This window comes from Pseudomonas sp. P1_F7 (assembly GCF_056405655.1).
Map to the genome: position 1 here is coordinate 22983 of NZ_JBFUBR010000021.1, position 25131 is coordinate 48113.

Below are 25131 nucleotides of genomic sequence, written 5' to 3' on the forward strand. Positions count from 1 at the left end.
TTACTGCCATCGGAGAACTCTGATGATCACTGTACGCACTGCCTGCCTGCTGGCCGATTACAAACGCTGGGCCAATCAACGCCTCTTTGACAGCCTCGCGGCGCTCCCTCCGGGCGAAGTCAAAAAAGAACGGGTGTCGGTGTTCAAAAACATGATCGGCACCCTCAATCATGTGTACGTGGTGGATTGCATCTGGCAGGCGCACCTCGAAGGCCGGGGGCATGGCTTCAAGACTTCACACGACCTGCTGCATGCCGATCTGTCCGAACTGCGCCTGGCGCAAAAAGACATCGATCGCTGGTACTGCGACTGGAGCGCCCGGCAAACCGATGCCTCCCTGGACAAGCCCCTGGAATTCACCTTTGTCTCAGGCGAAAGCGGCACCATGAGCGCCGGCGCGATGCTGATGCACGTGGTCAACCACGCCAGCTATCACCGTGGCTGGGTGGTGCAGATGTACTTCGAGATTCCGGCCATGCCACCGGTGACCGACATGCCGGTGTATTTGCGCGAGTCCGAGCCGGTGGTCCTGCAGTCGATCAATGCCCCGATAGTGGCGCCGCCATGTGCTGTGCAATTTTCGAGCGCAACCAGCGTTCTGCCGGATCGTTATCGCTGACCCCGTTCCAGACCATCGACAGTTCGGACAGCTTGATATCAAACGGCGCATCGTCCGCCCGTAACTGGCTGCTGCCTTCGATCAACGCACTGGCCGCGTAATCCGGCACGGTGGCGAGCATGTCAGTACCTGCCAGCAAGGCCCGCAGCCCCGCGAACTGTGGCACTGCCAGCACCACTCGGCGCGAACGGCCGATCCGGGCCAGGTCATTGTCGATGGCACCGCTCAGATCCCCGGAAAACGACACCAGTGCGTGAGGGCGTTCGCAGAACTCATCCAGGGTCAGCGGGCCCGGACGATCATCGCCGCGCAGGATCTTCACACTCAAGTCGCGCAATTTCTTGCGCTTGGCGTTGGCCGGCAATTCCGTGGTGTAGCTGATACCGACGGAAATCTCGCCGCTGGCCAGCATCGACGACATCAGCAGGAAATTCACCCGGCGCACCACCACCACAACGTTCTGTGCCTCCTCGCGAATCTGCTTGAGCAGCGGCGGAAACAACCCGAACTCGGCGTCGTCGGACAGGCCGATGCGAAACACCTCGCGACTGGTGGACGGCTCGAAATCCTTGGCCCGGCTGACCGCCCCGGAAATGGTGTCCATCGCCGGCTGCAATTCCTTGAGAATCTGCAAGGCCCGCGGGGTCGGCTCCAGGGTTCGACCGTTGCGCACCAGCAACGGGTCGTCGAACAGATCGCGCAACTTGGCCAGCGACGCGCTGACGGCGGGCTGGCCGAGGAACAGTTTTTCCCCGGCGCGGGTCAGGTTCTTCTCGAACATCAGGGTTTCGAAAATCACCAGCAGGTTCATGTCCACGCGGCGCAGGTCGTTGCGGTTCATGGTGGAGGGCTCGCTGGGGTTTGGGGTCTTTTCAGTAAAGCAGCAAACCCTGTGGAGCGACGCGCAACCTGTAGGAGCGAGCTTGCTCGCGATAGCGGTGGGTCAGTCACATGGATGTTGGATGTGCTGCCGCCATCGCGAGCAAGCTCGCTCCCACAGGAGTTGATTGGGTTACCTGCTAATCGGTGGGATCAAGTCGATCCAGCGCCCGGTTCACCGCCAACTCACCCAGCATGATGACCTGGGCAATGCCCAGCAGCGTGTTGCGATGCGAGCCCTCCAGAAAACCCGCCAGATCGTTGGTCATCACATTGGCCGAGGCCAGTGATTCGCAGGCGTGGGCCAGCAGGGTTTCGGTGTCGATGTCGGGGTTGATGGTGAACATCGCGGAGGGTTTGTGGGGCGTGGCCATGATGTTGGCGGCGGGGTTGAGGTAGTGATTGAGGGCGCGTTCGGCCGCTTCGTGGAATTGCCTGGAATCGGGGCTTTCGTAGGGGGAGGCTGGATCGGCTTCTGGCGGGTTGGGTGTTGGTTTGATCATCGATAGAACTCCAGTACTGTAAAAATTGGAGCCATCACTTTCGCTACCAAACGAAGGGCGGTGGCCATGCACAGGTTGGTAGACCGGAGTACTGGAACCGGCGCCCCCGAAGAGGCCCTGCGCATGACGACCATAAAAGCAGCAACTGCTTGAAGTGGCGCTACGCGCAGTACTCCGGGCTACCAAACCCGATCGCTGTTTTTCAGCGACCGGCTAACGATAAAGCCCGGACCCAAGGCGCGTAAGCCGGCGGATTCTGGCGTACCCGTAGGCAATGACGCAAGGCGCTGTAGCTTTCATCAAGTTACGCTGACAGCCGTTAAACATGCGCTTTAAACAGGCGCCGCCATCGCGAGCGAGCTCGCTCCCACACTGGATTTTCAGCGAGCACAAATGCTGCGTACGACACCAATCAACTGTGGGAGCGAGCTTGCTCCTACAAGGTTATGTGGCGGCGTCAGGCTCCGTCAGCACCTTCCTGAATGTCTCCACCAGCGGCCGCAGGTTGATCCGGTGCCACGCCGCCCACAATGGCGTGGTGAAGCAAATCCACGGCACTTCCCGCAGCACCACACCCGGCGGGGCGTTGCGGCTCAGGCCTTTCTGGATCATCGCGATGCCCAGCCCCGACGCCACCAGCCCCAGTGCGGTGAAAGGCTCGGTAGCCTCCATGCGGATATCCGGGGTGAAGCCGGCGCGGATGCAGGCGCTGACGAAGTCGTCGTGGCAACTGGCGTTCAGCCGGTGTTGCACGCCGATCCACTCCTGGTCGGCGAAGTCCGCCGGGGTCAGCACGGTCTGCTGCGCCAGCGGATGGTGCTCGGGCAGGGCCAGCAGCATCGGGTCGTCCAGCACCTGAAAGCCCAGCAGGTCCGGGTCGTCATCGGTCGGTGGTTCGCTGACCAGGGCAATGTCCAGGCTACGCTGGCGCAAGCCTTCGAGTTGTTCGGCCGAGCTGAGGTTGTACAGCGCCACGTGCACGTTCGGGCGGTCGACCCGCAGCACGCGCAAGGCATTGGGCAGCACGCCGGCGTGCATGGCGTTTTCGATGTAGCCGATGCACAAGCCGCCTTCTTCGCCGCGGCCCAAACGCTTGCCGAGAGATTCCAGACGATTGGCGTGGGTCAGCAGGGCGCGGGTTTCGGCGAGGAAGGTCTGGCCGTCGCGGGTCAGGCGGATACGTTGCTGGCTGCGTTCGAACAGGGTCAGGCCCAGGCGTTCTTCGAGCTGGGCGATCTGCCGGCTCAGGGGCGACTGGGAAATGTGCAGGCGTTCGGCGGCGCGCCCGACGTGTTCTTCCTCGGCGACGGCAACGAAGTAGCGCAATTGGCGGATGTCGATCATGTCAGACCTGTAGGGACTCAAGTGCTGCGCATTATGTCTTGGACGGTCCGATCCTCGCAATCTAGCATCTGCTCAACGGTCATCACTGACCCCTGACTACTGACGAGGAATCATCCATGAGCTTGAAAGACAAACTGCCCGGCGCGCTGGGTTTCGGTACCGCGCCGCTGGGCAACATGTTCCGCGCCATCCCTGAAGAGGAAGCGCAAGCGACCGTCCACGCGGTCTGGGATGCCGGCGTGCGTTACTTTGACACCGCACCGTTCTACGGCTCGGGCCTGTCGGAAATTCGCCTTGGCGCCGCACTGTCGCGCTACAACCGTGACGACTATGTGCTCAGCAGCAAGGTCGGTCGGGTGATTCTCGATGAAGTCGAAGACACCGCCGCCCGGGATTTGGGGGAGAAGAGCGGGGTGTTCGAGCACGGCCGGCCGAACAAAATCGTCAACGACTACAGCGCCGACGCGACCCTGCGCTCTATCGAAGACAGCCTCAAGCGCCTGCAAACCGATCGCCTGGACATCGTCTGGGTGCACGACATCGCCCAGGATTTCTATGGCGATCAATGGCTGGAGTACTTCAACCAGGCCCGCACCGGTGCCTTCAAAGTGCTGACGCGTTTGCGTGAAGAAGGCGTGATCAAGGGCTGGGGCCTGGGCGTTAACAAGGTCGAGCCATGCGAGTTGACCCTTGATCTGAGCGAAGCGCAGCCGGACGGTTTTCTGCTGGCGGGTCGCTACACTCTTCTCGACCATGACCGCGCCTTGCAACGCTTGATGGACGCCGCTCGGGCGAAAAACGTCGAGATCGTGGTCGGCGGCCCGTACAGCTCGGGCATCCTGGCCGGTGGCGCACACTTCGAGTACCAGAAGGCCAGCCCGGCGATCGTCAACAAGGTCGAGCAGATCAAACGCATCGCGGTGGCCCATGGTGTCGACGTCAAGGCCGCTGCATTGCAATTCTCGTTGGCTAACCCGGCAGTTGCCGCGGTGATTCCGGGCTCCAGTCGCCCGGACCGGATTGCCGAAGATGTGGCCGCATTGTCGGCGGTGATTCCCGCTGCGTTCTGGCAGGCGATGCGTGAGGCGAAGCTGGTTTCCGAGCGCGCACCCTTGCCCCTCATTGGAGCTTGAGCATGAAGATTGATTTGAGCGGAAAACTGGCGATCGTCAGCGGCAGCACCGCCGGCATTGGCCTGGGCATCAGCCAGGCACTGGCCGAGGCGGGCGCCACGGTGGTGGTGATCGGCCGCGACACGGCCAAGGTTGAACAGGCGTTGGCGAGCATTCGCCAACGCGTGCCCGGCGCGCAATTGCGCGGCGTGACCGCCGACCTCGGTACCGCCGAAGGCGCCGAGACCCTGTTCGCAGCAGAACCTCGGGCAGACATCCTGGTGAACAACCTCGGGATCTTCAACACGGTGGATTTCTATGACGCCCCGGACAGTGAATGGACGCGCTTCTACGAGGTCAACGTGATCTCCGGCGTGCGCCTGTCGCGGCACTACACGCCGGAGATGGTCAAGCAGGGCTGGGGCCGGGTGATTTTCCTGTCTTCGGAATCCGGCGTGGCGACACCGGCGGACATGATCAACTATGGCGTGACCAAAAGCGCCAACCTGGCGGTGTCCCATGGTTTGGCCAAACGCCTGGCCGGCACCGGCGTGACGGTCAACGCGATCCTGCCCGGCCCGACCTTTACCGATGGCCTGGAGGACATGCTCAAGGACGCCACCGCCGAATCGGGGCGCAGTGCCCGGGACGAAGCCGATGCGTTCGTGCGCAAGGCCCGGCCGACGTCGATCATCCAGCGCGTGGCGGATGTCGAGGAGGTTGCCAATCTGGTGGCCTACATCGCTTCGCCGTTATCCTCGGCCACCACCGGTGCTGCCTTGCGGGTCGACGGCGGTGTCGTCGACAGCCTGGCCATCTGAACCTTATTGATTAGAGAGAACATTTCATGGCAACTGCATCAGCCTTCATCGACATCCCGGCTTCGGCCGAACAGGTCTGGCAATTGATTGGCGGTTTCAACTCGCTGCCGGACTGGCTGCCGTTCATTCCCAAGAGTGAACTCAGCGAAGGCGGGCGCGTGCGCAGTCTGCAAACGGCTGACGGCGCGGTGGTGATCGAACGTCTGCAAGCGTTCGACAACGCGGCTCAAACCTACAGCTACTCGATTTTGCAGGCACCCTTTCCGGCGACTGATTATCTGGCGACGATCAAGGTCGAGGCGCAAGGCGAGGGCGCGCGGGTGACCTGGTCCGGAAGGTTCGAGCCGGTGGGTGTGAGCAACGAGGAAGTGGAGGCGTTGTTTACCGGCATCTATCAGGGTGGGCTTGAAGCGCTGCGGGCCAATTACCCGGCCTGATTCACCCAGCGGAAAACACCACCAATCCCCTGTGGGAGCGAGCTTGCTCGCGATAGCGGAGTGTCAGGCGATACATTTTTACCTGATACACCGCTATCGCGAGCAAGCTCGCTCCCACAGGGGTTGATCATTGTTTGTAAGAGTTTGTCAGGCCTGCGGTATCAAACTCTCCCGACAATCAAGCACCAGCCGCGCGCCACCCAGTTCGCTACTGCCCACCTCCAGGGTAAAACCGTGCAGGCTGACAATCGCCGCGACGATGGACAGCCCCAGCCCGAAGCCGCTTTTTTGATTGCCCGCCTCGGCGCGATAGAAACGCTGGAACACTGCTTCACGTTCCGCCTCGGGAATGCCTGGACCGGAGTCGAGCACTTCGATCCGCGTGTGCCCGCCATCATTGATCCCGCGCAAGATCACCGCGCCACCGGGCGGGGTGAATTTGATCGAGTTGCTGAGCAGGTTCGCCACCGCTTCGAACAGCAGTGCCCGGTCGCCATGGAGGGGTGGCAATGACGCGGGCAGGTGCAGCTGGAACACCAGGCCGTCGTCTTCCGCCAGGGGCAGATAGAACTCATGCAGCTCTTGCAACAACGCCACCGGGTCCACTTGCACGAAACCGGAGCGGCGCTGGCGGTCTTCCAGTTCGGAAATCCGCAGCAAGCCACGGAAACGTGCCATCAGGGTATCGGCCTCGGCCAGCACCAGGTCCAGTTGCATGGCTTGCGGTGAACCTTCGCCGGCTTGCTGCTGCATACGATAAAGCTGCGCGCGCAGGCGGGTCAGGGGCGTGCGCAGGTCATGGGCGATGTTGTCGCACACGCCCTTGACCTCGTTCATCAAGCGCTCGATGCGTTCGAGCATGGCGTTGACGATGGCGGCGAGCATGTCCAGTTCGTCACGCCGGTTGGACAGTGGCAAACGCCGGCTCAGGTCGCCAGCGACGATGGCTTCGGCACTGGCCTGAATCCCGCGAATGCGTCGCAACGGCCGGCGCCGCAGCAGATACCAGCCGACGATGCCCGGCACAATGGTCAGGGTCACACCCCAGAACAACGCGTGAAGGATGATCCGGGTCACGGCAAACAACGAACCGTTGTCGCGCACCAGCACCAGCCAGCGGCCGTCGAGGGTGCGGGTCGCCACGGCGTCGCAACTGTCGGCGGGCAGCGTCTGGTCGTCGCTGTCGTCGGAGGCGTCGCAGTCGCGCAGCATGTGGATCTTGCCATCGAGCGGCAAGCCGTCGGGAATGTAGCGCAGGGCGCCGCTGAGGTAACGGTGTCGGGCATCGAACAGGCCGTAGGCGTCGATGCCGCGGATGTCGAAGGTCATGCTGACGGCGAGGGCATCCACCAGTTGCTCGCCTGAGAAGCGCGAAAACAGGTGCTGGCGTTGCATCAGCGAATGCTTGGCCAGGTTGTCCAGGTAAGCGGAAACTTCGTAGTACATGACCCCCATGAGAATCCCGCTCCAGATCACGAACAGCGAACTGTAGAGCGCCAGCAAACGGCTACTGGAAGAGCGCCAGCCTTTAGACGGGTTCGGCAATGACATAACCCGAGCCTCGCACAGTCCGAATCAGTGGGACATTGCCAGGCGGGTCGATCTTCTTGCGCAGACGGCCAATGTGTACGTCGATCAGGTTGGTGCCGGGGTCGAAGTGGTAACCCCAGACTTCTTCGAAAATCATCATCCGCGAGAGGATTTGCCCGGTATTGCGCATCAGGAATTCCAGCAGTTTGTATTCGGTGGGCAACAGCGTCAGCAGTTGACCGTCGCGGCTGGCTTCGTGGCTGATCAGGTTCAGCTCCAGATCCGCCACCCGCAGCGTGGTGGCCTGGGCAGTCACGGTGTTCTGCCGGCGCAGCAGGACTTCGACCCGGGCGGCCATTTCATCGGTGGCGAAGGGTTTGGTCAGGTAGTCGTCACCGCCGGCGCGCAAGCCGCGTACGCGCTCATCGACATCGGACAGTGCGCTGATCATCAGGATCGGCGTGGCCACGCCCATGGTCCGCAGCGTGGTGACGATCGCCAGGCCATCGAGCTCGGGCAACATGCGGTCGAGGGTGATCAGGTCATAGTTGCCGCTGACTGCACGCTCAAGCCCTTCGCGACCATTGTCGACCCAGTCGACGTCGAGGCCGTGGCTACTCAGTTCGGCGACAATTTCCCGGGCGGTCACGGCGTCGTCTTCGATGGTCAAGATGCGGGTCATAAGGCTGGCCTGATAAGCAGTTCAATACGAAGTTGCAAGCATTTTGCCAAGAATTGTCCGCGACTTAATAAATTAACTTTCATCTAGCTCGCGATAGCGGGCTGACAGGCAATTCATGTGTCGACTGACACGACGCCATCGCGAGCAAGCTCGCTCCCACAACGGATTGATGTCGAACACAAAGCCCGCGTACGACGAAAATTACTGTGGGAGCGAGCTTGCTCGCGATGACGGCAGATCGGGCAAAACGAATCTGTCAGTCAATCGGCGTACTGACAAACACCTCAAGCCCCTCGGCATACTTCGTGAACGCTGCAATCTTCGGAAACTGCACCGCATTCACCTGATCCGGCACTACCAGATTGGTAAAACTCCAGGCTACGGCAAGGGTAATGCCATCCTGCTCAAGTGAACCGTCAGTCTTCAGCGGCTGCTTTTCCAGCTCCCGCTCCAGCGCCGAATAGGCCGCCGTCAGTTGTCCTTCGACCCGCTCAACCCAAGGTTCGAATTGAATTTCCGCCGGCCGCAGGTTGCGCTCGTAGTAAAGCTGCACGGACTTTTCGCTGGCGGCCAACGCCAGGCCAATCAGGCGCAACGCGCGCAGGCGCTGATTCGCCTCGACGGGCATCAGGCCGTTATCGGCCAGGGTTTCCAGGTAGTCGATGATCAGCGTCGAATCCATCAGCACCTCACCGTCATCCAGCACAAGGGTGGGCGCCTTGACCACCGGGTTGATCTGCTGGAATTGTTCGAAGTGGCGGAACACCGAGACCGATTGATGTTCCAGGGCGATTCCCAGGCATTTGGCAGAAATGGCGGCGCGCCTGACATAGGGCGAATCCAGCATACCGATCAGCTTCATGGTCCTTTCCTTTATATGGCCATTTCGGGAGGGACAACCTTAGCTGAGGTTCGCAGCCCTGCAAATGACAGCGAAAAATGCCCGGTGCAGGCCGTTTGTCTTCTATATACAGCCGCTCGATTGAATTTCTTGCTATAAACGCACTCCGATTACCACCTCAAAGCCTGCCGTAGAGCATTTTCGGGGCTTTGTCGGACAAATTCGCTGTCTTTTCAGTTGCTGAGGCCTCAAGTCGGCCGTAGACTGCCGCCCCTCGTAAATTGAGTGCCGGGTGGCGCTTGGAACAAACGGCGCCTTTCCGATGGCCTGCCCAGGTCTGCCGGAACGCTCCCTTATTCGCCTTAATGCACGTTTTTTTATAGAGATATCAATGACAAAGGACAAGTTGCTGGCCATGCCGGCGGATGACTACATGAATGCCGAGCAACATGCTTTTTTCTCCGAGCTGTTGCAGAACATGAAAGTCGAAACCCATGAGCGCATCGAACAGAACCGCATCGCCATCGAAAGCCTGGACACCCCGGCCGATCCGGCAGACGCGGCTTCGGTCGAAGAGGAGCGCACCTGGCTGGTAAACGCGATCGATCGCGACCAGCGCATGCTGCCTCAGTTGGAACAAGCCCTTGAACGCATCAAGGAAGACAGCTTTGGCTGGTGCGACGACAGCGGCGAGCCGATTGGCCTCAAGCGCCTGCTGATCAGCCCGACTACCAAGTACTGCATCGAAGCTCAGGAACGTCACGAGCAAATCGACAAGCACCAGCGTCAGGCCTGATTCTGCGAGGCAGTCCATCAAGATGGACTGCCTTTGAAAAGATCGCAGCCTGCGGCAGCTCCTACGCAATTGAAGTAGGGTGCTGCCGCAGGCTGCGATCTTTGCTTTCTGCCGTCTTCGATTTCCCGGTTCTTCTATTGATCTGCTGCAACGTTCGCGACTAAAGGCTCATGGATAATGGCTTTATGATGGCGTTTAATGCGAAGACAACAATTAGAAGCTTTCCGGGGTGACGATGATGACGAGAGACGGGTCTCTGGTTGCGGCAGTGCCTGCACCAGTGCTGTTGCCGAGAAACCGCTGGCTGACACCGACGCTGCAAAGCATCGCCCTGGTGCTGTTGTTATGTGGCATGACGCTGGGTGACGGGTCGCTCTACCTTGGCCTGCCCCTGGCCGTATTGATTATCTGGCTGCCTCGCCTGCGTTCGCGCGCGACCCCTGAGGCTGCTTGCCCCGACAACCCCGATGCCATCGGCGAGTTGACTCGCGATCTTTCCTACACCACCAGTCATAACGCACTGTCAGCCGCTGGTGTGGCGTTTTCGGTTCGGCAACTGGCGGACAAACTGCAATCGCAGCTCACGGCGGCGGCACAGATCGTCAGCAACGCCGAGGTTATGATCACCACCGAACAGGCCACCTCGGCGCTCAGTCGCCAGGCGCTCAGTGCTGCCAGCGAAGCTCATCAAAGTGGCGCGGTCGGGCGTACGGAACTGATCGAGTCCATTGCGCGCATGCATCAGCTCAGCCAGCGCGCCAGCAACAGCCGTGAACTGATCGAAGCCTTGAGCCTGCGCAGCGATGATATCCAGAGGGTGACCCTGGTGATTCAGTCCATCGCCAGCCAGACCAACCTGTTGGCGTTGAACGCAGCCATTGAAGCGGCGCGGGCGGGGGAGCACGGTCGCGGGTTTGCAGTGGTGGCCGACGAGGTTCGTGGGCTCGCCGCACGCACAGCGACCGCTACAGGTGAAGTCGGTGAGATGGTGGCGGACATCCAGCAACGCACGGCGCAGGTGGTGGAGCAGATCCGCCAACTGTCCAGCGACCTGGATACCGGCGTCGAGCAGGTCGAACGGACGGGACAACACCTGGAGAACATTGCCCGTCTGGCGGCCAGTGTCGAGTCCCAGGTCGGGGAAATCGCCCAAGGGGCAGACACCAACCGTGAACAACTCGACAGCCTGTTTCATGCCATCGAACAGATGCGCAGCGACCTGGCGGTCAGCGACCAGCAGACTCAACGTCTGGCCCATGCGGCGGTGCAAATGGAAGGGCAGGCCGAAACCATCAGCGAGCGTCTTGCCGAGGTGGGGCTGGATGACTATCACCAGCGGATCTATGACCTGGCCCGGGAGGGCGCGAGCCAGATTGCCGCGCGTTTCGAAGCGGATATTGATGCCGGTCGGATCAGCCTCGACGATTTGTTCGACCGCAATTACCAGGTCATCCCCAATACCAGCCCGGCCAAGTACCAGACGCGTTTCGACCGCTACACCGATCAGGTTTTGCCAACGATCCAGGAGCCGTTGTTACCGCGTCACGAAGGATTGGTGTTCGCCATCGCCTGCACCCAGCAGGGTTATGTGCCGACCCATAACAAGGCGTTCAGCCAGCCGCTGACGGGGGACGCACAGATCGATGCCTTGCAGAACCGGACCAAACGCAAGTTCGCTGACCGCACCGGGATCCGCTGTGGCAGCCATCAGAAGGCCGTGTTGTTGCAGACCTATACGCGCGATACCGGCGAGTTGATGCACGATCTCTCGGTGCCGATCATGCTCAAGGGCCGGCATTGGGGCGGTTTGCGCCTGGGCTACAAACCGGAAAAGCCGCGTTAGAAACCCCGGGCTGCCGGGCGATTGTTACGAATTCTGCAATTAACCTGTGCAGGGTTTTGCTGTTTCCTCGTCGAAAGACTAATTAACATACCTATTAATTAGGTTGCTAATTAAATTCGGGAGGTCAGTATGCAAGGCAAAGTTGATGTCGCGGTCATGATCGGCAGCGGAGTACCTGCCAATCTGCGCTCCATGGGACGCAAGGTTTGCTGGGTGGTGTTGCTCAATGGCGAGCGCCGGGGCACGGCGTTCTCCAGTCGCGAAGAAGCGCAAGAGTGCAAGGCTGCCTGGTTGGCGCAATTGAACGCCGAAAGAACTGGCAGCCTGCATTGAGGTTGTCAGTGCGTCTGGTGCATGCGCAGGTTCAGGTCGTCAACCACCCGCGCCCAGTCGGCGTCTTCGCGTAATTGTTCTTTGAGGAAGCCGGCCTGCTGCGGTGACCAGAACTCGGCGTCGATGAGTTTCTTGTCGTCAGGCAGGGAATGGCCGGCAATGAAGTCGTCGATTGCATTCTGGCTGGAGTCCAGGCCGAGCTGGTCGAACAGGCCTTTCAAGTCGTGGGTCGGTGATTCCATCTTCATCTCCTTGCAGGTCATCAGTCGGGTCGAGAAGCGAAGCGCGGTGTCCTGACTTCGAGGGCGCCGCACCGTTGGAGTGCGATCGCGATATTCAAGCGCAACAATGAGCATAGACCGCCAACCCGACAATCAGGCTTTCAATGCGCCCGCATCGACCGCCGTCTTCAGTTCCCTGGCCGACTCCTGGGCCGCAATGGCGGCGACATCCGGGGTTTTGAACCAGCGATCTTTTTCGACCTGGTGATACGTCACGGTCTTGAGCGGTGGTTTGGCGCGCATGACAATCACGGCCTGGAATTCACCGTCGATTTCTCTGGCTTCACCCCGGATAAAAAACTCGCCGATATCAAATTCCGTCACGTTGCAGACTTCCCCTGGAAATACATTGTTGTTGTCAACGCAACCCGATTTTTGCGGATCCGTTTTATTGGGCGGGCAGTATGGCAGTAGTTGCCCGCCGACGGCTGAGATAAGTCGGCGGGCAGACGAAACGTCGATGGCGATGAGTGCGGCGGGCATGTCAACAATGTGATTCAAGAAACCGGGCGAGGGCACACGCTTCATTATGATCAGCTCGGAAACCTCTTACGCAGCCTGTCGAAATATCCTTGATATGAAAGAATGCAATGCCCGCCATCACCACCTGAAATCGCGGGCGGCCCGGGACATCGGGAAGCGGTTCGTGGTGGCGGAACCGTATCGGGTGCGAGATCGGCGCTGTTTCTGTGTCAGGCACCAAGGGATAAGCAAAGTGAGTCAGCGTGCACATATGAAGTCCTTTTCATTGTTTACCGACGTATGTACGTCGTTTTGGCTAGTCTCCAAGAGCATCGCTGCTCTAGAATCACCCCTACTGGTGGGTGAATGATGTTTATCTAAAGCAATTTTTTGCGGACGATATGTAGGAAAAGATTTTTTCTTGATGAGATTTTTCCCCGAAGTTGATAGTCCATAATTTTCTGGCAGCAGGAAGGGTGTTTTCCTTCAGCCTGTGACGAACGCCAGGCAGGACGACGCGAGCGACGTTCCAGTAGTCTTCTCAAGCTTCGTGATGAGTGAGCGCACTGCTCATTCAGGACTTCAATCCGGGTTCTTTGGCGACACCTTCGGCATTGCCGCTTTTTTTGGCTGTGCGTTTATTTTTCGCGCACGGCACCATTTTTCAGATGTGGGGATGTTTCCTTGGCAGTAAGTAATCTCGATATGCATGCTTTGTTCGTGCTGGGTGATTTGCGCGCAAAGCTGGTCAAGCAGTTTCAGTCACGTTTCGTTTACATCACTGAACAGAACGCTGAAGGCATTTACATTGCCGAAATCGACACCGAATCAGCCCTGGTGGTGGACGACAAACCTGGACTCAAACTCAAGGTCGGCGATCATTTCAGCGCGTCCGTGCTGCCCAGCCGCGAAGGCGGCAAGCTGGACATCAAGTTCCGCGACATCAAGCTGACGGTTTACGGCATTGGCGATTACGCCTTCGTGACCACGGCCGACGGTCAGGGGATCGTGTTCAAGGAAGGTCACAGCGTGGTGATGGTGTTTGCCGCCCATCAACAGTTGCAGGAAGGCCTGACCAAGACCCTCAAAGCCGTCACCGCCAAAGCGGCCAAGTGGCGCAAGGGCGAACTGGTGACCTTCAAGGCCAGCGAGTGACGACCCTGACCCGCGCCGACTTCCACGAACAGAACCTGGCCAGCGCTCAAGACGAGGCGCTGCGGCTGTTCGGGCAGAAGACCATTCTGCAAGGGGCCTGGCTGAATTGGGTGGCGTCACAGCTTTACCAACTGCAACCGGCACAATACGCCAGCATGGTCAGACGAGAGCTGATGCGTTTGCAGGAGACCTGCGAAAACTGATCCACGCACCTCGAAAGCAGGAACCTCTACTACAGTCATTGGACTGAGTATTCAGAGGCTTCGCGGTCTACTGCCAGGCCATCCTGCTATTGCTGTGAACAGCACGAGGTGCAAAAGCATGAACGGATTTCGACAGTTGCTGGCTGCGGTCCTGGCCACTTTCGGTTTGCTGGCGACACCCGCCCCGGTGTTTGCCGCCCAGACGCCCATCCACTTCGCCGACCTGAACTGGGAAAGCGGCAGCCTGATTACCGATGTTCTGCGCATCATTGTCGAGAAGGGCTACGGGCTGCCGACCGATACCTTGCCGGGCACCACCATCACCCTGGAAACCGCGCTGGCCAACAATGACATCCAGGTCATTGGCGAAGAGTGGGCCGGTCGCAGCCCGGTCTGGGTCAAGGCGGAAGCCGAAGGTAAAGTCGTCAGTCTTGGCGACACGGTCAAGGGCGCCACCGAGGGCTGGTGGGTGCCGGAATATGTGATCAAGGGCGACCCGGCCAAGGGCATCAAGCCGCTGGCACCGGACCTGCGCAGCGTCAGCGACCTGCCGCGTTACAAAGACGTGTTCAAGGACCCGGAGTCCCCGACCAAGGGACGTTTCCTCAACAGTCCTATCGGTTGGACCTCGGAAGTGGTCAACAAGCAGAAGCTCAAGGCCTATGGGCTGGACGACAGCTACGTGAACTTCCGTAGCGGTTCGGGCGCGGCACTGGATGCAGAGATCAGTTCGTCCATTCATCGTGGCAAGCCGGTGCTGTTTTACTACTGGTCGCCCACGCCATTGCTCGGCCGCTTCAAGCTGATTCAACTCGAAGAGCCACCGTTCGACGCCGAAGCCTGGAAGACCTTGACCGACGCCGACAACCCCAATCCACAGCCGACCCGTTCCCTGGCCTCCAAGCTGTCGATCGGTGTGTCCACATCCTTCCAGAAGCAGTATCCGCAGATTGCCGAGTTCTTCGCCAAGGTCGACTTTCCGATCGATCCCCTGAACAAGGCGCTGGCCGAGATGAGCGAGAAACATACACCGCCGCGTCAGGCGGCGCAGGCGTTCATGAAGGCCCATCCGGACGTCTGGCGGGCCTGGCTGCCCAAGGACGTGGCGGATAAAGTCTCCGCCACCCTGTAGGAGCTGCCGCAGGCTGCGATTTTTTGATCTTGTCTAAAAAAGCAAAATCAAAACATCGCAGCCTGCGGCAGCTCCTACAATGTTCTGTTCATATCCCTTTCAAGGATTCCTGAACCATGACCCTGTTGTTGGCTCAGTCGCTGGTGACGATCTTCGCCGTGATCAGTCTGGTGCATGTCTATTGGGCGTTGGGTGGTGAGTGGGCGGCGGTGGCGGCGGTCCCGCAAGTACCGCAGGAGGGCAGCGCGCAACTGCGACCGGCGTTCAAGCCACGAGGCTGGATCACGCTGGTGGTGGCTGCGGTGTTGCTGTTGATTGCCGCGCTGGTGTGCTTGCGGGTGGGTTGGTGGCTGCCACCGTTGCATCACTGGTCGTTGCAGTGGGTGATCAGCGCGATCGCGATTTTGCTGTTTGCCCGGGCGATTGGCGATTCGGAACTGGTGGGTTTTTTCAAAGAGGTCAAAGGCTCGAAATTTGCCCGGCTGGATACCTGGGTCTACTCGCCGTTGTGTGTGGTGCTGGGGGCTGGGTTGTTGGCGGTGGCCTGGGTCTGATTGAGTGACGTTTCTGTAGTGACAGTACTGGCCTCATCGCGAGCAAGCTCGCTCCCACAGGAATCTCCAGTGAACACAATTTCTGTGTACGAAAAGGATCACTGTGGGAGCGAGCTTGCTCGCGATGAGGCCGGTCCAGTCAATACAATCCTTTCTAACTACCGCTCTCGGTCCGACGGCTGCTCACCTCGGCCGGCACATCATCCCCGGCCATGCGTTTGCGGAACAGCGCCGCCCGGGCCAGCAACAAGGTGGTCACCGGCACGGTAATCGCCAGCAGGATCGGAATCAGCCAGGCGTGCAATACCGGCGCGGACTTGAGCGCGGAAAAGTAGATGATCGAAGCCAGCGCCACGCACCAGGCCCCGAGCGTCGAGGCCAGGGCCGGCGGGTGCATGCGCTGGAAATAGTCCTTCATGCGCAACAGGCCCGTGGCGCCGATCAACGCAAACAGACTGCCGAGCACCAGCAGGATCGCCACCGGGATTTCCACCCACAACGACAATGGCGTATTCATTCGATCACCTCACCACGCAGCAGGAATTTCGCCAGGGCGAACGAGCCGACGAAACCGAACAGTGCTATCAGCAGCGCCGCCTCGAAGTACGTGTCACTGGCATAGCGAATACCCAGCGCCAGCATCATCAGCATCGCGACGATGTACAGGTAGTCCAGCGCCAGGACCCGGTCCTGGGCCGACGGCCCCTTGAACAGGCGGATCAGGGTCAGGATCATCGCCAGGGAAAAGAAGAACAGGCTCATCAGGATCGCGTTCGACAGCAACGGGCTCATTCGAAGATCTCCATCAACGGACGTTCGTAGGTCGTTTTGAAGTGCTGGATGAACAGCGCCTCATCACCCAGGTCGAAGACATGCAACAGCAAGATGCTGCGGTCCAGCGCCAGCTCCGACCAGACCGTACCGGGCACTACCGTGGTGATCATCGACAGCGCGGCCAGGCCGTTGGCATCGCGCAAGTCCAGCGGCACCTTGATGAATCGCGAGCGGGGCGGGCGGCGACCGGCATTGAGTACGTTCCAGGCCACGGCGAGGTTGGACACCAGCACATCGCGCCCGACCAGCAGGACCAGACGCAGGATCACCCCGGGACGACGGATGCGTACCGGCAGCGGACGCAGCCTGCGCATCATCAGCGGCGCACAAAACCCCAGCGCCGCACCCAGCAGCAGGTTGCCGGGGCTTGTCGACAGGTTCAGCAGCAACCACAGCAGCCACAAGGCCAGCGACAGCAACGGTGCAGGAAACAGACGCTTCATGGTTGCACCTCCTGCGGGGCCGCTTCGGCCGACGGGTTCGGTACGACGCGCGTGTCGAGCACCGCCATCACGTATTGCTGCGGGTTGTACAAGGCATCGGCGGCGGCCTGGGTGTAGCGCAGCAGCGGCTCTGCCTTGAAGGTCAGCGCAATACTCAAGCCCAGCAGCGCGAAGATCGGCACGCATTCGAAGCGTCGCAGCAGGGGCGATGGCCGTTCCGCTGGCGTCCAGAAACGCTGGATGCCCAAGCGCGAGAACGCAATCAGCGACGCCAGCCCGGACAAAATCAACAACACCAACAGACCCCACGCGGCGTTGGAAACCGGTTCGTCGCCGCTGTTGCCCAGGCCCAATGGGTTGAGCAGGGCACCGATCAGCCCGAGTTTGCCGATAAAGCCGGAGAGCGGCGGCATGCCGATGATCAGCAAGGCGCAGGCGATGAAGCTCAGGCCAAGAAACGCCATGGTCCAGGGAATCACCTGGCCGACCACGGCTTTCTGGTCGTCGTCGAGGTTGATGCCTTTGGGCGGATGCAGGGATTCCAGTGGCCTTGGCAGCAGTTCGGTTTCATCTTCGAGCAGGATTTCGTTGGCCGAGCGCGAGCGCTCGATCAGTTCGGCCAGCAGGAACAGTGCGCTCAACGCCAGGGTCGAGCTGAACAGATAGAACAGTGCCGCGCCGACCAGGTTCGGCTGGGCGAAACCGATAGTCGACAACAGAATGCCCGCCGACACCAGAATGCTCAGGCTGGCCATGCGTTCCAGGCGTTGCGCGGCGAGGATCGCAATGGCAGCGCAGACGATGGTCGCCATGCCGCCGTAGATCAGCCAATCGCCGCCAAAGAACGCCGATGCCCCGGCCTGGGCGGAGAACAGCAGCGTCCACAGGCGCAGCAAGGTGTAGACGCCGACCTTGGTCATGATCGCGAACATGGCTGCCACCGGCGCGCTGGCCGAGGAATAGGCCGGCACCAACCAGAAGTTCAGCGGCCACATGCCGGCCTTGGCCAGGAACGCGATGGCCAGAATTCCCGCGCCGGCGTGCAGCAAGCCCCGATCAGCTTCGGACACCAGCGGGATCTTTACGGCCAGGTCAGCCATGTTCAGCGTGCCGGTGACGCCATAGATCAGCGCCGCGCCAATCAGGAACAGCGACGAGGCCAGCAGGTTGATCGAGATGTAATGCAGCCCCGACGACACCCGCGCCCGGCCCGAGCCGTGGAGCATCAACCCGTAGGACGCCGCCAGCAGCACCTCGAAGAACACGAACAGATTGAACAGGTCCGCGGTGAGGAACGCGCCGTAAAGCCCCATCAACTGGATCTGGAACAGCGCGTGAAAGCTCGAACCGGCGCTGTCCCAGCGGGCCATGGCAAACAGCAGGGCACTGACGCCGATGATGCCGGTCAGCACCAGCATCAGCGCCGACAGGCGATCGACCACCAGCACCAGGCCGAACGGCACTTGCCAGTTGCTCGGCAGGTACACACCGATGGAGCCGGGCACGCCGGTGGTTTGTGTCCATTGCCACAACGCCACGGCAATGCCCAGCCCGAGCAGGCTGGAGAACAGATTGATCTTCGCCTTGAGCGGGCGGTGCTTCTCGCCGAGCATCAGCATGATCGCGGCGGTCAGCAGCGGCAGCAGAATGGGCGCGACGATCAGGTGAGTCATCGCCATCATTCCTTGGGCTCCCGGCCGTCCACATGGTCGGTGCCGGTCAGGCCCCGGGAGGCCAGCAGCACCACCAGGAACAGCGCGGTCATGGCGAAGCTGATGACGATCGCCGTCAGCACCAGGGCTTGCGGCAATGGGTCGGTGTAGTGCAGCAGATCCTGCGGCACGCCGTCCTTGATGATCGGCTCTTTGCCGATGAACAGGCTGCCCATGCTGAAGATGAACAGATTGACGCCGTAGGACAGCAGGCACAGGCCCATGACCACCTGGAACGTCCGTGGGCGCAGGATCAGCCAGACGCCGGACGCGGCCAGTACGCCGATGGCGATTGCGATGACTTCTTCCATCAGACGACCTCCTTCATGGCAACGGATTTAGGCTGGGCAGCGGTTTTGTGACCCCGCACCGATTGGTGGGCGAGGGCGGTGAGGATCAACAGAGTCGAGCCGACCACTACGCCGTACACGCCGATGTCGAAGAACAGCGCACTGGCGAGGTGAATGTCACCCAGCAACGGCAACGAGAAATGCCAGGTGTGGGTGGTCAGGAACGGATAGCCGACCAGCATCGCACCCAGGCCGGTCGCGGTGGCAATCATCAGTCCGGTGCCCATCCAGCGCAGCGGCCGCAGGCTCATTTGCGCCTCGACCCACTGCGTGCCGGCGACCATGTACTGCAGGATGAACGCCACCGACATCACCAGCCCGGCGACAAAGCCGCCGCCCGGTTGATTGTGCCCGCGCATGAACAGGTAGAACGACACCACCAGCGCCACCGGCAACAGCAGGCGCACCAGCACCGCCGGCACCATCATGAAGCCGAGTGCGGTGTCGCTGGCGTGACGCGGGTTGACCAGGTCGGTGACCACATCCGGTGCGAGCAAGCGTTGCTGGGCCGGCAGTTGCAGACTTTCTTTCGGCGGACGGAAGCGGCGCAGCAGGGCGAACACGGTCAGGGCCACCGCCACCAGCACGGTGATTTCACCGAGGGTGTCGAAACCACGGAAATCCACCAGCATCACGTTGACCACGTTGCTGCCGCCGCCTTCAGGCAAGGCGCGACTCAGGTAGAACGAGGAAATATCGTTGGGGGTCTGGCGCGTCAGCATGGCGTAGGCCAGCAATGCCATGCCGACACCGACCGCGGTCGACAGCAGCAAGTCGCGGATACGCCGCACCCGCGCCCGGCGCAGGCTGCCGGGCAACGGCGAGACTTCTTCGATCCGTCGTGGCAACCAGCGCAGGCCCAGCAGGATCAGCACCGTGGTCACCACTTCGACCGCCAGTTGGGTCAGGGCCAGGTCCGGCGCCGAAAACCAGACGAAGGTGACGCAGGTCATCAGGCCGCAGACGCTGACCATGGTCAGGGCCGCGAGCCGGTGATACTTGGCCTGATAGGCCGCGCCAAGGGCACAGGCGATGGCCAGCAACCACAAGGTGACGAACACGATCGACCCCGGAATTTTCGGCCGGTCGCCCCAGTGAAGGCTGCTGTGCAGCATGGGAATCAACCCGGCCAGCACGGCGGCGAGCACCACCAGGAACAACTGCATTTGCAGGCGCCGGGTGCCAATTCGGGGCTCCAGACGACGGGCCAGGCGCAGGATGGCGACCAGCGCGTATTCGAACAGGTGCTTGCCGTCCAGGCGACCGATGACGGGCGGACGGTCGAAGCGTCCGCGCTTGAATTGATTGCGCAGCAGCAAATAGAGCACGGTGCCGCAGGACAATGCGATCAGGCTCATGATCATCGGCGCGTTCAGGCCATGCCAGATCGCCAGGCTGTACTCGGGCAGCGTGCCGCCGACCACCGGTTGCGCCGCCGCCGCGAGCAGCGGGCCGACCACCTGGGCCGGGAAGATCCCCACCAGCAGGCAAGTGAACACCAGCAACTCGACCGGTGCGCGCATCCAGCGCGGTGGCTCGTGGGGCGTGTGAGGCAAGTCGGTCGCGGGTGGACCGAAGAACACATCCACGGTGAAACGCAGGGAGTAGGCGACGCTGAAGGTGCCGGCAATGGTTGCCACGATCGGCAAGCTCAGTTCGACCCAGCGCGTGGCATTGATGAACACGGTTTCGGCGAAGAACATCTCTTTTGAAAGGAAGCCGTTGAGCAACGGCACGCCGGCCATCGAGGCGCTGGCGACCATGGCCAGGGTGGCGGTAAACGGCATCAGCTTGTACAGGCCGCTGAGTTTGCGGATGTCACGGGTACCGCTTTCGTGGTCAATGATGCCCGCGGCCATGAACAGCGAGGCCTTGAACGTTGCGTGGTTGAGGATGTGGAACACCGCGGCGACGGCGGCCAGCGGGCTGTTCAAACCGAGCAGCAGGGTGATCAGGCCGAGGTGGCTGATGGTCGAGTAGGCCAGCAATCCCTTGAGGTCGTTCTGGAACATCGCGCAGTACGCCCCGAGCAACAGGGTGCAGGCGCCGGCGCCGCTGACGATGTAGAACCATTCTTCACTGCCGGAAAGCGACGGCCATAGCCGTGCGAGCAGAAACACCCCAGCCTTGACCATGGTCGCCGAGTGCAGGTACGCCGACACGGGTGTCGGCGCGGCCATGGCGTGGGGCAGCCAGAAGTGAAAGGGAAATTGCGCACTTTTGCTCAGTGCGCCGATCAGGATCAGGGGCAACAGGATCGGGTAGAGGGCATGGGCGCGAATCAGGTCGCCGGCGGCCAGGACCTTGTCCAGGTCATAGCTGCCGACCACATGGCCGAGCAGCATGACCCCCGCCAGCAGGCACAAACCGCCCGCACCGGTCACCATCAACGCCATGTAGGCACCGCGCCGGGCATCGGCGCGATGGTGCCAGTAGCCGATCAACAGGAAGGAGAAGAGGCTGGTCAGCTCCCAGAAAAACACGATCTGGATCAGGTTGCCGGAGATCACCAGCCCGAGCATGGCGCCCATGAAGGCCAGGAAAAACGCGAAGAAGCGCGGCACCGGATCGTTCGGCGACATGTAGTAGCGGGCGTACAGCGAAACCAGGGTGCCGATGCCCAGCACCAGCATGGAGAACAGCCAGGCGAAACCGTCCATGCGCAGGACGAAGTTCAGGCCCAGGCTGGGCAGCCATGAAAACTCTTCGCGAATGACGCCGCCATGGGCGATCTGCGGGTACAGGAACGCGACCTGAGCGGTGCCGATCAGGGCGATCAGGCCAGCCAGCAGGGATTCGGCGTTACGGGCATTGTGCGGCAACACGGCCGCCAAACAGCTGCCTATGAAAGGCAGAAGCAGTAGAACTATCAGGGACATAGGCTTCTAATCTGCGGAAGTTTGTTAAGCATCATACGTGCCAGCTCCCGGATCACCAAACGCCAAGCTGTCGCAGAATCCTACACGGTAGACGGAAAAGTCCTGGTTCACATTGTTTCTGGTAGAGGGTTTTCGCCTGTGCTGACGCCATCGCGAGCAAGCTCGCTCCCACAGGTTTTGAGGTGTACATACAGTTTTGTGCGCAATACAAAACACTGTGGGAGCGAGCTTGCTCGCGATGGCGGCCTATCAGGTAATGCAGAATCCGCGGCTTATCACTGTGTTTCCTGCTCCAGCTCCTGCTCTTGCGCCGCAGCCTTACCCTTGGTCTTCAATTCACTGACTATCACCGCCGCCACAATCAACCCGGCCCCGACCAGAGCAATCGCCGGCAGGCGTTCCCCGGCAATGCGCCCGACAATTCCGGCCCATACCGGCTCGCCGGCATAGATCAGCGTGGCGCGGGTCGGTGAAACGCTTTTCTGTGCCCAGTTCATCGCCACCTGAATCGCGGCACTCGCCGCCCCAAGGCCCAGCGCGCTGCACAGCAGCAACCAGGAAAAGTCCGGAATCGCCTCGTTGGTCGGCACCACCATCAGGAACGACAGCACCGAAGTGACCGCCAGTTGCACCACCGTCACCCGGCGCACATCGACCTGGCCGGCATAGGTGCTGATCAGGATGATCTCGGCCGCAATGGCCACGGCGCTGATCAAGGTGGCGATTTCACCGGGGCTGAAGTTGAACGACGCACCGGACGGACCGGACAACAGCATCAACCCGGTAAAGGCCAGCATGATGCCGATGCTCGGCATCAACCCCGGGCGCCGGCCCAGCACCAGCCATTGCAGCAACGGCACGAAAGGCACGTACAGCGCGGTAATGAATGCCGATTGGCTGCTGGGAATGCTTTGCAGTCCGACCGTCTGCAGGCCGTAGCCGAGCATGATCGCCACGCCGATAAACGACCCGGCCTTGAGTTCGAACAAGGTCAGGTCGCGCAGGTGACGCCAGGAAAACAGGGCGACGATGCTCGCGGCGGCGGCAAAGCGCAGGCCGACGAAAAACATCGGGCCGCTGACGGTCATCGCATGCTGTACCAGCAGGAAGGTACCGCCCCAGACCATCGTGATGAGCACCAGCACGCATTCGGCCTTGCTGAACCTTGTAAAACGGGAGGAAGCCTTTGGGGAGTTCACCGACGTCATGACCTTGCACGCTACTGGAGGGGGACGCACAATGCGCCGAATGTTGCGCAGTATACTGCCCAACCCCACTAAGTGAGCAATATAGTGCACAAAGATTCTACCCAACGGGCTTCGGTCCTCCAGCACGTCAGTCAAAACGTCCGTCGTTTGCGTCATGCCGCCGACCTGAGCCAGACCGCGCTGGCCGAAAAGTCCGGTGTCAGCCGCCGAATGCTGGTGGCGATCGAGGCGGGGGAAAAGAACGTCAGCCTGACCACCCTCGACCGGGTGGCCGAAGCCCTCGACGTCGCCTTCAGTGATTTGATCCAGGCGCCCGACGCCCGCGATCCCAGCCGTATCAATGAGCTGGCCTGGACCGGCACCATCCCCGGCAGTAAAGCGGTGTTGCTCTCCAAGGCCCAGGCCAGCCGCGAAGTCGAGCAGTGGGAATGGTGCCTGCAACCGGGCGAGGTGTATCCGTCGGAGCCGGACGCCGATGGCTGGAGCGAGCAGATTTATGTCTTCGAAGGTTGCCTGACCGTTATGCTCGGCGACCAGCCACAGCATATCGCCGCGGGTGAATTCTTCATGTTCGCCAGCAACCAGCCGCACTGTTATCGCAATGACGGGGCGGTGGCGGCGAAGTTTGTGCGTAATGTGGTGATCTGAACAGGGAGAGCACGATGGACCAGACCTTGACCAATGACGCCGACATCCTGATTGTCGGCGGTGGCCTCAGTGGCGCGATGCTGGCGGCGCAGTTGATGCATCTGCCAGGGCAGCGCCGGGTGCTGGTGATCGAGCCCAGGGCCGAATTGGGCCGGGGTGAAGCCTACAGTGCGGTGGAACTCGGCCATACGCTCAACGGCAATGCGGCGCGAATGAGTGTCGACCCGGACAACGCCGACGACTTGACCCAATGGTTGACCGAGTACATCGCGGCGGGCGGCTGGCCGGAATCGGATCAGCAGCACGTGCCGATCAGCGAGCTGTTTCCACCACGGGGCGTTTTCGGTCTGTACGCCCGGCAGCGCCTGGCCGAAGCGCAGGCGGTGGGCGCACTGAACGGTTCGACGGTCGAGCATGTGCAAGCCGAGGTGGTCGATTTGCAAACCGATTCCGACGCCGTGCGGTTGACCTTGAGCGACGGCCGATGCGTGCAGGGTGCGTTTGCGGTACTGGCCACCGGGATGTTTCCCGCCGCGCGCACGCCACAAACCGTATCTAGCGGCTTGAATGCGGCCGCCCTCGATCCATGGGACGTGGCGGCCATGCAGCAGCTCGATCCGCAATCGACGGTCATGATCATTGGCTCGGGCCTGACCATGGTCGACGCCGTGGTGTCCCTGGAGCAGGCCGGGCATCGCGGGCCGATCGAAGTGTTTTCCCGCCATGGGCTGCTGCCCCATGTGCGTCGCCAGCCACCGGCCTGGGTGGATTTTCTCGCTGAGGACCAGAGCATCCGCACGCCTCGCCAGCTGATGCGCGAACTGCGTCGACACTGTCGGGACGCCATCACCCAAGGCATCGACTGGCAGGCGCCGCTGGACACGGTGCGGGAGCACATTGGCCGCTTGTGGCATCAGGCGACGGATATGCAGCGTCGGCAGTTCGTGCGGCATGTGCGGCCGTGGTGGGAAAGCCATCATCACCGCTCGCCACCCTTGAGCGCCGAACTGGTGGAGCGCTTATATAAAGAAGGGCGGTTACGTATTCACGCGGCCTCGTTCAAGGACCTTGAGCTTTCGCTGAATGGCGAGGTGAGTATCCGCCTTCGACGGCGCGGCGAGGCGCAGACTTGTGTGGTCAGCGGTGCCGCCCTGATCAACTCCAGCGGTATCGAATACGACTGGCGCCGTGTCGCGCGGCCGCTGCCCCGGCAATTGCTCGTCCGCGGCCTGGTGCGGCCGGGGCCGTTGGCCTTGGGCATCGCGGCAGAGGTCGATGGCGCGGTCCTGAACGCCGAGGGTCAGCCCGCCCGCCGTCTGTTTGCCATGGGGCCGCCTTTGCGCGGTATGTGGTGGGAAAGTACCGCCGTCACCGATGTGGCCAGCCAGGCCAAGGCGTTGGCCGAGCGACTGGTGCGCTAGTCGTTCATTCAACACACCGCGCAGTCAGCGCGGTGTGTTGGCGCTCAGCCAGCGCCTCTTGCCAGTGTGCCACTGACGGGACTCGTCGATCAGGTTGTGGGTCTGAGTG

The 25131-nt window shown here is 61.1% G+C and carries 29 protein-coding genes; 13 read left to right on the forward strand and 16 right to left on the reverse strand.

Features of this window, described 5'->3' with window-relative positions; all coding sequences use genetic code 11:
* Window positions 1–22: 22 nt before the first annotated feature.
* Window positions 23–619, forward strand: a complete 597-nt coding sequence (locus AC1D1M_RS26815) for a DinB family protein (RefSeq protein WP_477777997.1) — start codon at window positions 23–25, stop codon at window positions 617–619.
* On the opposite strand, the gene AC1D1M_RS26820 is transcribed toward AC1D1M_RS26815, so the two are convergent.
* The 3 genes from AC1D1M_RS26820 to AC1D1M_RS26830 form a co-directional block, all read right to left on the reverse strand.
* Window positions 540–1460, reverse strand: a complete 921-nt coding sequence (locus AC1D1M_RS26820) for a LysR substrate-binding domain-containing protein (protein WP_477777998.1) — start codon at window positions 1458–1460, stop codon at window positions 540–542. The genes AC1D1M_RS26815 and AC1D1M_RS26820 overlap by 80 nt on opposite strands.
* Before the next feature lie 178 nt (window positions 1461–1638).
* Entirely contained in the window at window positions 1639–2001 is a 363-nt protein-coding gene (locus tag AC1D1M_RS26825) for a DUF6124 family protein (protein ID WP_477777999.1), read from the reverse strand.
* Window positions 2002–2445: 444 nt separating this feature from the next.
* Complete coding sequence (locus AC1D1M_RS26830; RefSeq protein ID WP_477778000.1) at window positions 2446–3345, reverse strand: LysR substrate-binding domain-containing protein; 900 nt, start codon at window positions 3343–3345, stop codon at window positions 2446–2448.
* A 116-nt stretch (window positions 3346–3461) separates the two neighbouring features.
* Here AC1D1M_RS26830 and AC1D1M_RS26835 point away from each other — a divergent pair, with 116 nt between their 5' ends.
* From AC1D1M_RS26835 to AC1D1M_RS26845, 3 genes are read left to right on the forward strand one after another with little or no spacing between them, the layout of a single operon-like run.
* The gene (locus AC1D1M_RS26835; protein ID WP_477778001.1) at window positions 3462–4478 is read left to right on the forward strand and encodes an aldo/keto reductase; all 1017 of its coding nucleotides are present in this window, start codon (window positions 3462–3464) and stop codon (window positions 4476–4478) included.
* 2 nt (window positions 4479–4480) lie between these two features.
* The gene (locus tag AC1D1M_RS26840) at window positions 4481–5278 is read left to right on the forward strand and encodes an SDR family NAD(P)-dependent oxidoreductase (RefSeq protein WP_477778002.1); all 798 of its coding nucleotides are present in this window, start codon (window positions 4481–4483) and stop codon (window positions 5276–5278) included.
* Between the two features lie 26 nt (window positions 5279–5304).
* On the forward strand, window positions 5305–5715 hold the full coding sequence (locus AC1D1M_RS26845; protein WP_477778003.1) for an SRPBCC family protein: 411 nt from the start codon (window positions 5305–5307) through the stop codon (window positions 5713–5715).
* A 147-nt stretch (window positions 5716–5862) separates the two neighbouring features.
* Here the strand turns inward: AC1D1M_RS26845 and AC1D1M_RS26850 are convergent, their stop codons facing one another.
* The 3 genes from AC1D1M_RS26850 to AC1D1M_RS26860 form a co-directional block, all read right to left on the reverse strand.
* Window positions 5863–7266: a sensor histidine kinase gene (locus AC1D1M_RS26850; RefSeq protein ID WP_477778004.1), complete on the reverse strand. Its 1404-nt coding sequence runs from the start codon at window positions 7264–7266 to the stop codon at window positions 5863–5865.
* Window positions 7244–7927 carry a response regulator transcription factor gene (locus AC1D1M_RS26855; RefSeq protein ID WP_020796732.1) on the reverse strand — a complete coding sequence of 228 codons (684 nt, stop codon included), beginning with the start codon at window positions 7925–7927 and terminating at the stop codon, window positions 7244–7246. The genes AC1D1M_RS26850 and AC1D1M_RS26855 overlap by 23 nt, the downstream gene beginning before the upstream one ends.
* A 256-nt stretch (window positions 7928–8183) precedes the next feature.
* The gene (locus AC1D1M_RS26860; RefSeq protein WP_477778005.1) at window positions 8184–8789 is read right to left on the reverse strand and encodes a glutathione S-transferase; all 606 of its coding nucleotides are present in this window, start codon (window positions 8787–8789) and stop codon (window positions 8184–8186) included.
* A gap of 370 nt (window positions 8790–9159) precedes the next feature.
* Between AC1D1M_RS26860 and AC1D1M_RS26865 the strand changes: the two genes are divergently transcribed.
* The 3 genes from AC1D1M_RS26865 to AC1D1M_RS26875 all read left to right on the forward strand — a co-directional run bounded on the left by AC1D1M_RS26865 (window position 9160) and on the right by AC1D1M_RS26875 (window position 11740).
* Window positions 9160–9564, forward strand: coding sequence for a TraR/DksA family transcriptional regulator (locus AC1D1M_RS26865; protein ID WP_007935965.1), 405 nt, complete (start codon window positions 9160–9162; stop codon window positions 9562–9564).
* Window positions 9565–10183: 619 nt separating this feature from the next.
* Window positions 10184–11407, forward strand: a complete 1224-nt coding sequence (locus AC1D1M_RS26870) for a methyl-accepting chemotaxis protein (protein ID WP_477778046.1) — start codon at window positions 10184–10186, stop codon at window positions 11405–11407.
* A gap of 129 nt (window positions 11408–11536) precedes the next feature.
* Window positions 11537–11740 (forward strand): hypothetical protein, encoded by a 204-nt coding sequence (locus AC1D1M_RS26875; protein ID WP_477778006.1) that lies wholly within the window; start codon window positions 11537–11539, stop codon window positions 11738–11740.
* A gap of 5 nt (window positions 11741–11745) precedes the next feature.
* On the opposite strand, the gene AC1D1M_RS26880 is transcribed toward AC1D1M_RS26875, so the two are convergent.
* The 3 genes from AC1D1M_RS26880 to AC1D1M_RS26890 all read right to left on the reverse strand — a co-directional run bounded on the left by AC1D1M_RS26880 (window position 11746) and on the right by AC1D1M_RS26890 (window position 12754).
* Entirely contained in the window at window positions 11746–11982 is a 237-nt protein-coding gene (locus AC1D1M_RS26880) for a DUF2789 domain-containing protein (RefSeq protein ID WP_477778007.1), read from the reverse strand.
* A gap of 132 nt (window positions 11983–12114) precedes the next feature.
* Entirely contained in the window at window positions 12115–12345 is a 231-nt protein-coding gene (locus AC1D1M_RS26885; RefSeq protein ID WP_477778047.1) for a hypothetical protein, read from the reverse strand.
* A 160-nt stretch (window positions 12346–12505) separates the two neighbouring features.
* Window positions 12506–12754 (reverse strand): hypothetical protein, encoded by a 249-nt coding sequence (locus AC1D1M_RS26890; RefSeq protein ID WP_477778008.1) that lies wholly within the window; start codon window positions 12752–12754, stop codon window positions 12506–12508.
* 413 nt (window positions 12755–13167) lie between these two features.
* Between AC1D1M_RS26890 and AC1D1M_RS26895 the strand changes: the two genes are divergently transcribed.
* The 4 genes from AC1D1M_RS26895 (at window position 13168) to AC1D1M_RS26910 (ending at window position 15527) form a co-directional block, all read left to right on the forward strand.
* Window positions 13168–13638, forward strand: coding sequence for a hypothetical protein (locus tag AC1D1M_RS26895; RefSeq protein WP_007986246.1), 471 nt, complete (start codon window positions 13168–13170; stop codon window positions 13636–13638).
* Window positions 13635–13841: a hypothetical protein gene (locus AC1D1M_RS26900; RefSeq protein WP_477778009.1), complete on the forward strand. Its 207-nt coding sequence runs from the start codon at window positions 13635–13637 to the stop codon at window positions 13839–13841. Before AC1D1M_RS26895 ends, AC1D1M_RS26900 begins: the two co-directional genes overlap by 4 nt.
* 118 nt (window positions 13842–13959) lie before the next feature.
* Entirely contained in the window at window positions 13960–14973 is a 1014-nt protein-coding gene (locus tag AC1D1M_RS26905) for an ABC transporter substrate-binding protein (RefSeq protein WP_477778010.1), read from the forward strand.
* Between the two features lie 116 nt (window positions 14974–15089).
* Entirely contained in the window at window positions 15090–15527 is a 438-nt protein-coding gene (locus AC1D1M_RS26910; protein WP_477778011.1) for a DUF3995 domain-containing protein, read from the forward strand.
* Between the two features lie 154 nt (window positions 15528–15681).
* On the opposite strand, the gene AC1D1M_RS26915 is transcribed toward AC1D1M_RS26910, so the two are convergent.
* The 7 genes from AC1D1M_RS26915 to AC1D1M_RS26945 form a co-directional block, all read right to left on the reverse strand.
* Entirely contained in the window at window positions 15682–16044 is a 363-nt protein-coding gene (locus AC1D1M_RS26915; protein ID WP_007973772.1) for a Na+/H+ antiporter subunit G, read from the reverse strand.
* Entirely contained in the window at window positions 16041–16319 is a 279-nt protein-coding gene (locus AC1D1M_RS26920; RefSeq protein WP_477778012.1) for a K+/H+ antiporter subunit F, read from the reverse strand. Before AC1D1M_RS26920 ends, AC1D1M_RS26915 begins: the two co-directional genes overlap by 4 nt.
* Complete coding sequence (locus tag AC1D1M_RS26925; protein ID WP_477778013.1) at window positions 16316–16804, reverse strand: Na+/H+ antiporter subunit E; 489 nt, start codon at window positions 16802–16804, stop codon at window positions 16316–16318. Before AC1D1M_RS26925 ends, AC1D1M_RS26920 begins: the two co-directional genes overlap by 4 nt.
* Window positions 16801–18486: a monovalent cation/H+ antiporter subunit D gene (locus AC1D1M_RS26930; protein WP_477778014.1), complete on the reverse strand. Its 1686-nt coding sequence runs from the start codon at window positions 18484–18486 to the stop codon at window positions 16801–16803. Before AC1D1M_RS26930 ends, AC1D1M_RS26925 begins: the two co-directional genes overlap by 4 nt.
* Window positions 18483–18827 (reverse strand): Na+/H+ antiporter subunit C, encoded by a 345-nt coding sequence (locus tag AC1D1M_RS26935; protein WP_007986256.1) that lies wholly within the window; start codon window positions 18825–18827, stop codon window positions 18483–18485. The genes AC1D1M_RS26930 and AC1D1M_RS26935 overlap by 4 nt, the downstream gene beginning before the upstream one ends.
* The gene (locus tag AC1D1M_RS26940; RefSeq protein ID WP_477778015.1) at window positions 18827–21745 is read right to left on the reverse strand and encodes a monovalent cation/H+ antiporter subunit A; all 2919 of its coding nucleotides are present in this window, start codon (window positions 21743–21745) and stop codon (window positions 18827–18829) included. Before AC1D1M_RS26940 ends, AC1D1M_RS26935 begins: the two co-directional genes overlap by 1 nt.
* 275 nt (window positions 21746–22020) lie before the next feature.
* Window positions 22021–23043, reverse strand: a complete 1023-nt coding sequence (locus tag AC1D1M_RS26945; protein ID WP_477778016.1) for a DMT family transporter — start codon at window positions 23041–23043, stop codon at window positions 22021–22023.
* Here AC1D1M_RS26945 and AC1D1M_RS26950 point away from each other — a divergent pair.
* Both AC1D1M_RS26950 and AC1D1M_RS26955 read left to right on the forward strand, forming a co-directional pair.
* On the forward strand, window positions 23038–23601 hold the full coding sequence (locus tag AC1D1M_RS26950; RefSeq protein ID WP_477778017.1) for a helix-turn-helix domain-containing protein: 564 nt from the start codon (window positions 23038–23040) through the stop codon (window positions 23599–23601). The two genes, AC1D1M_RS26945 and AC1D1M_RS26950, sit on opposite strands and share 6 nt — an antisense overlap.
* Window positions 23602–23615: 14 nt before the next feature.
* Window positions 23616–25022 carry an FAD/NAD(P)-binding protein gene (locus AC1D1M_RS26955; protein ID WP_477778018.1) on the forward strand — a complete coding sequence of 469 codons (1407 nt, stop codon included), beginning with the start codon at window positions 23616–23618 and terminating at the stop codon, window positions 25020–25022.
* Window positions 25023–25131: the final 109 nt, after the last annotated feature.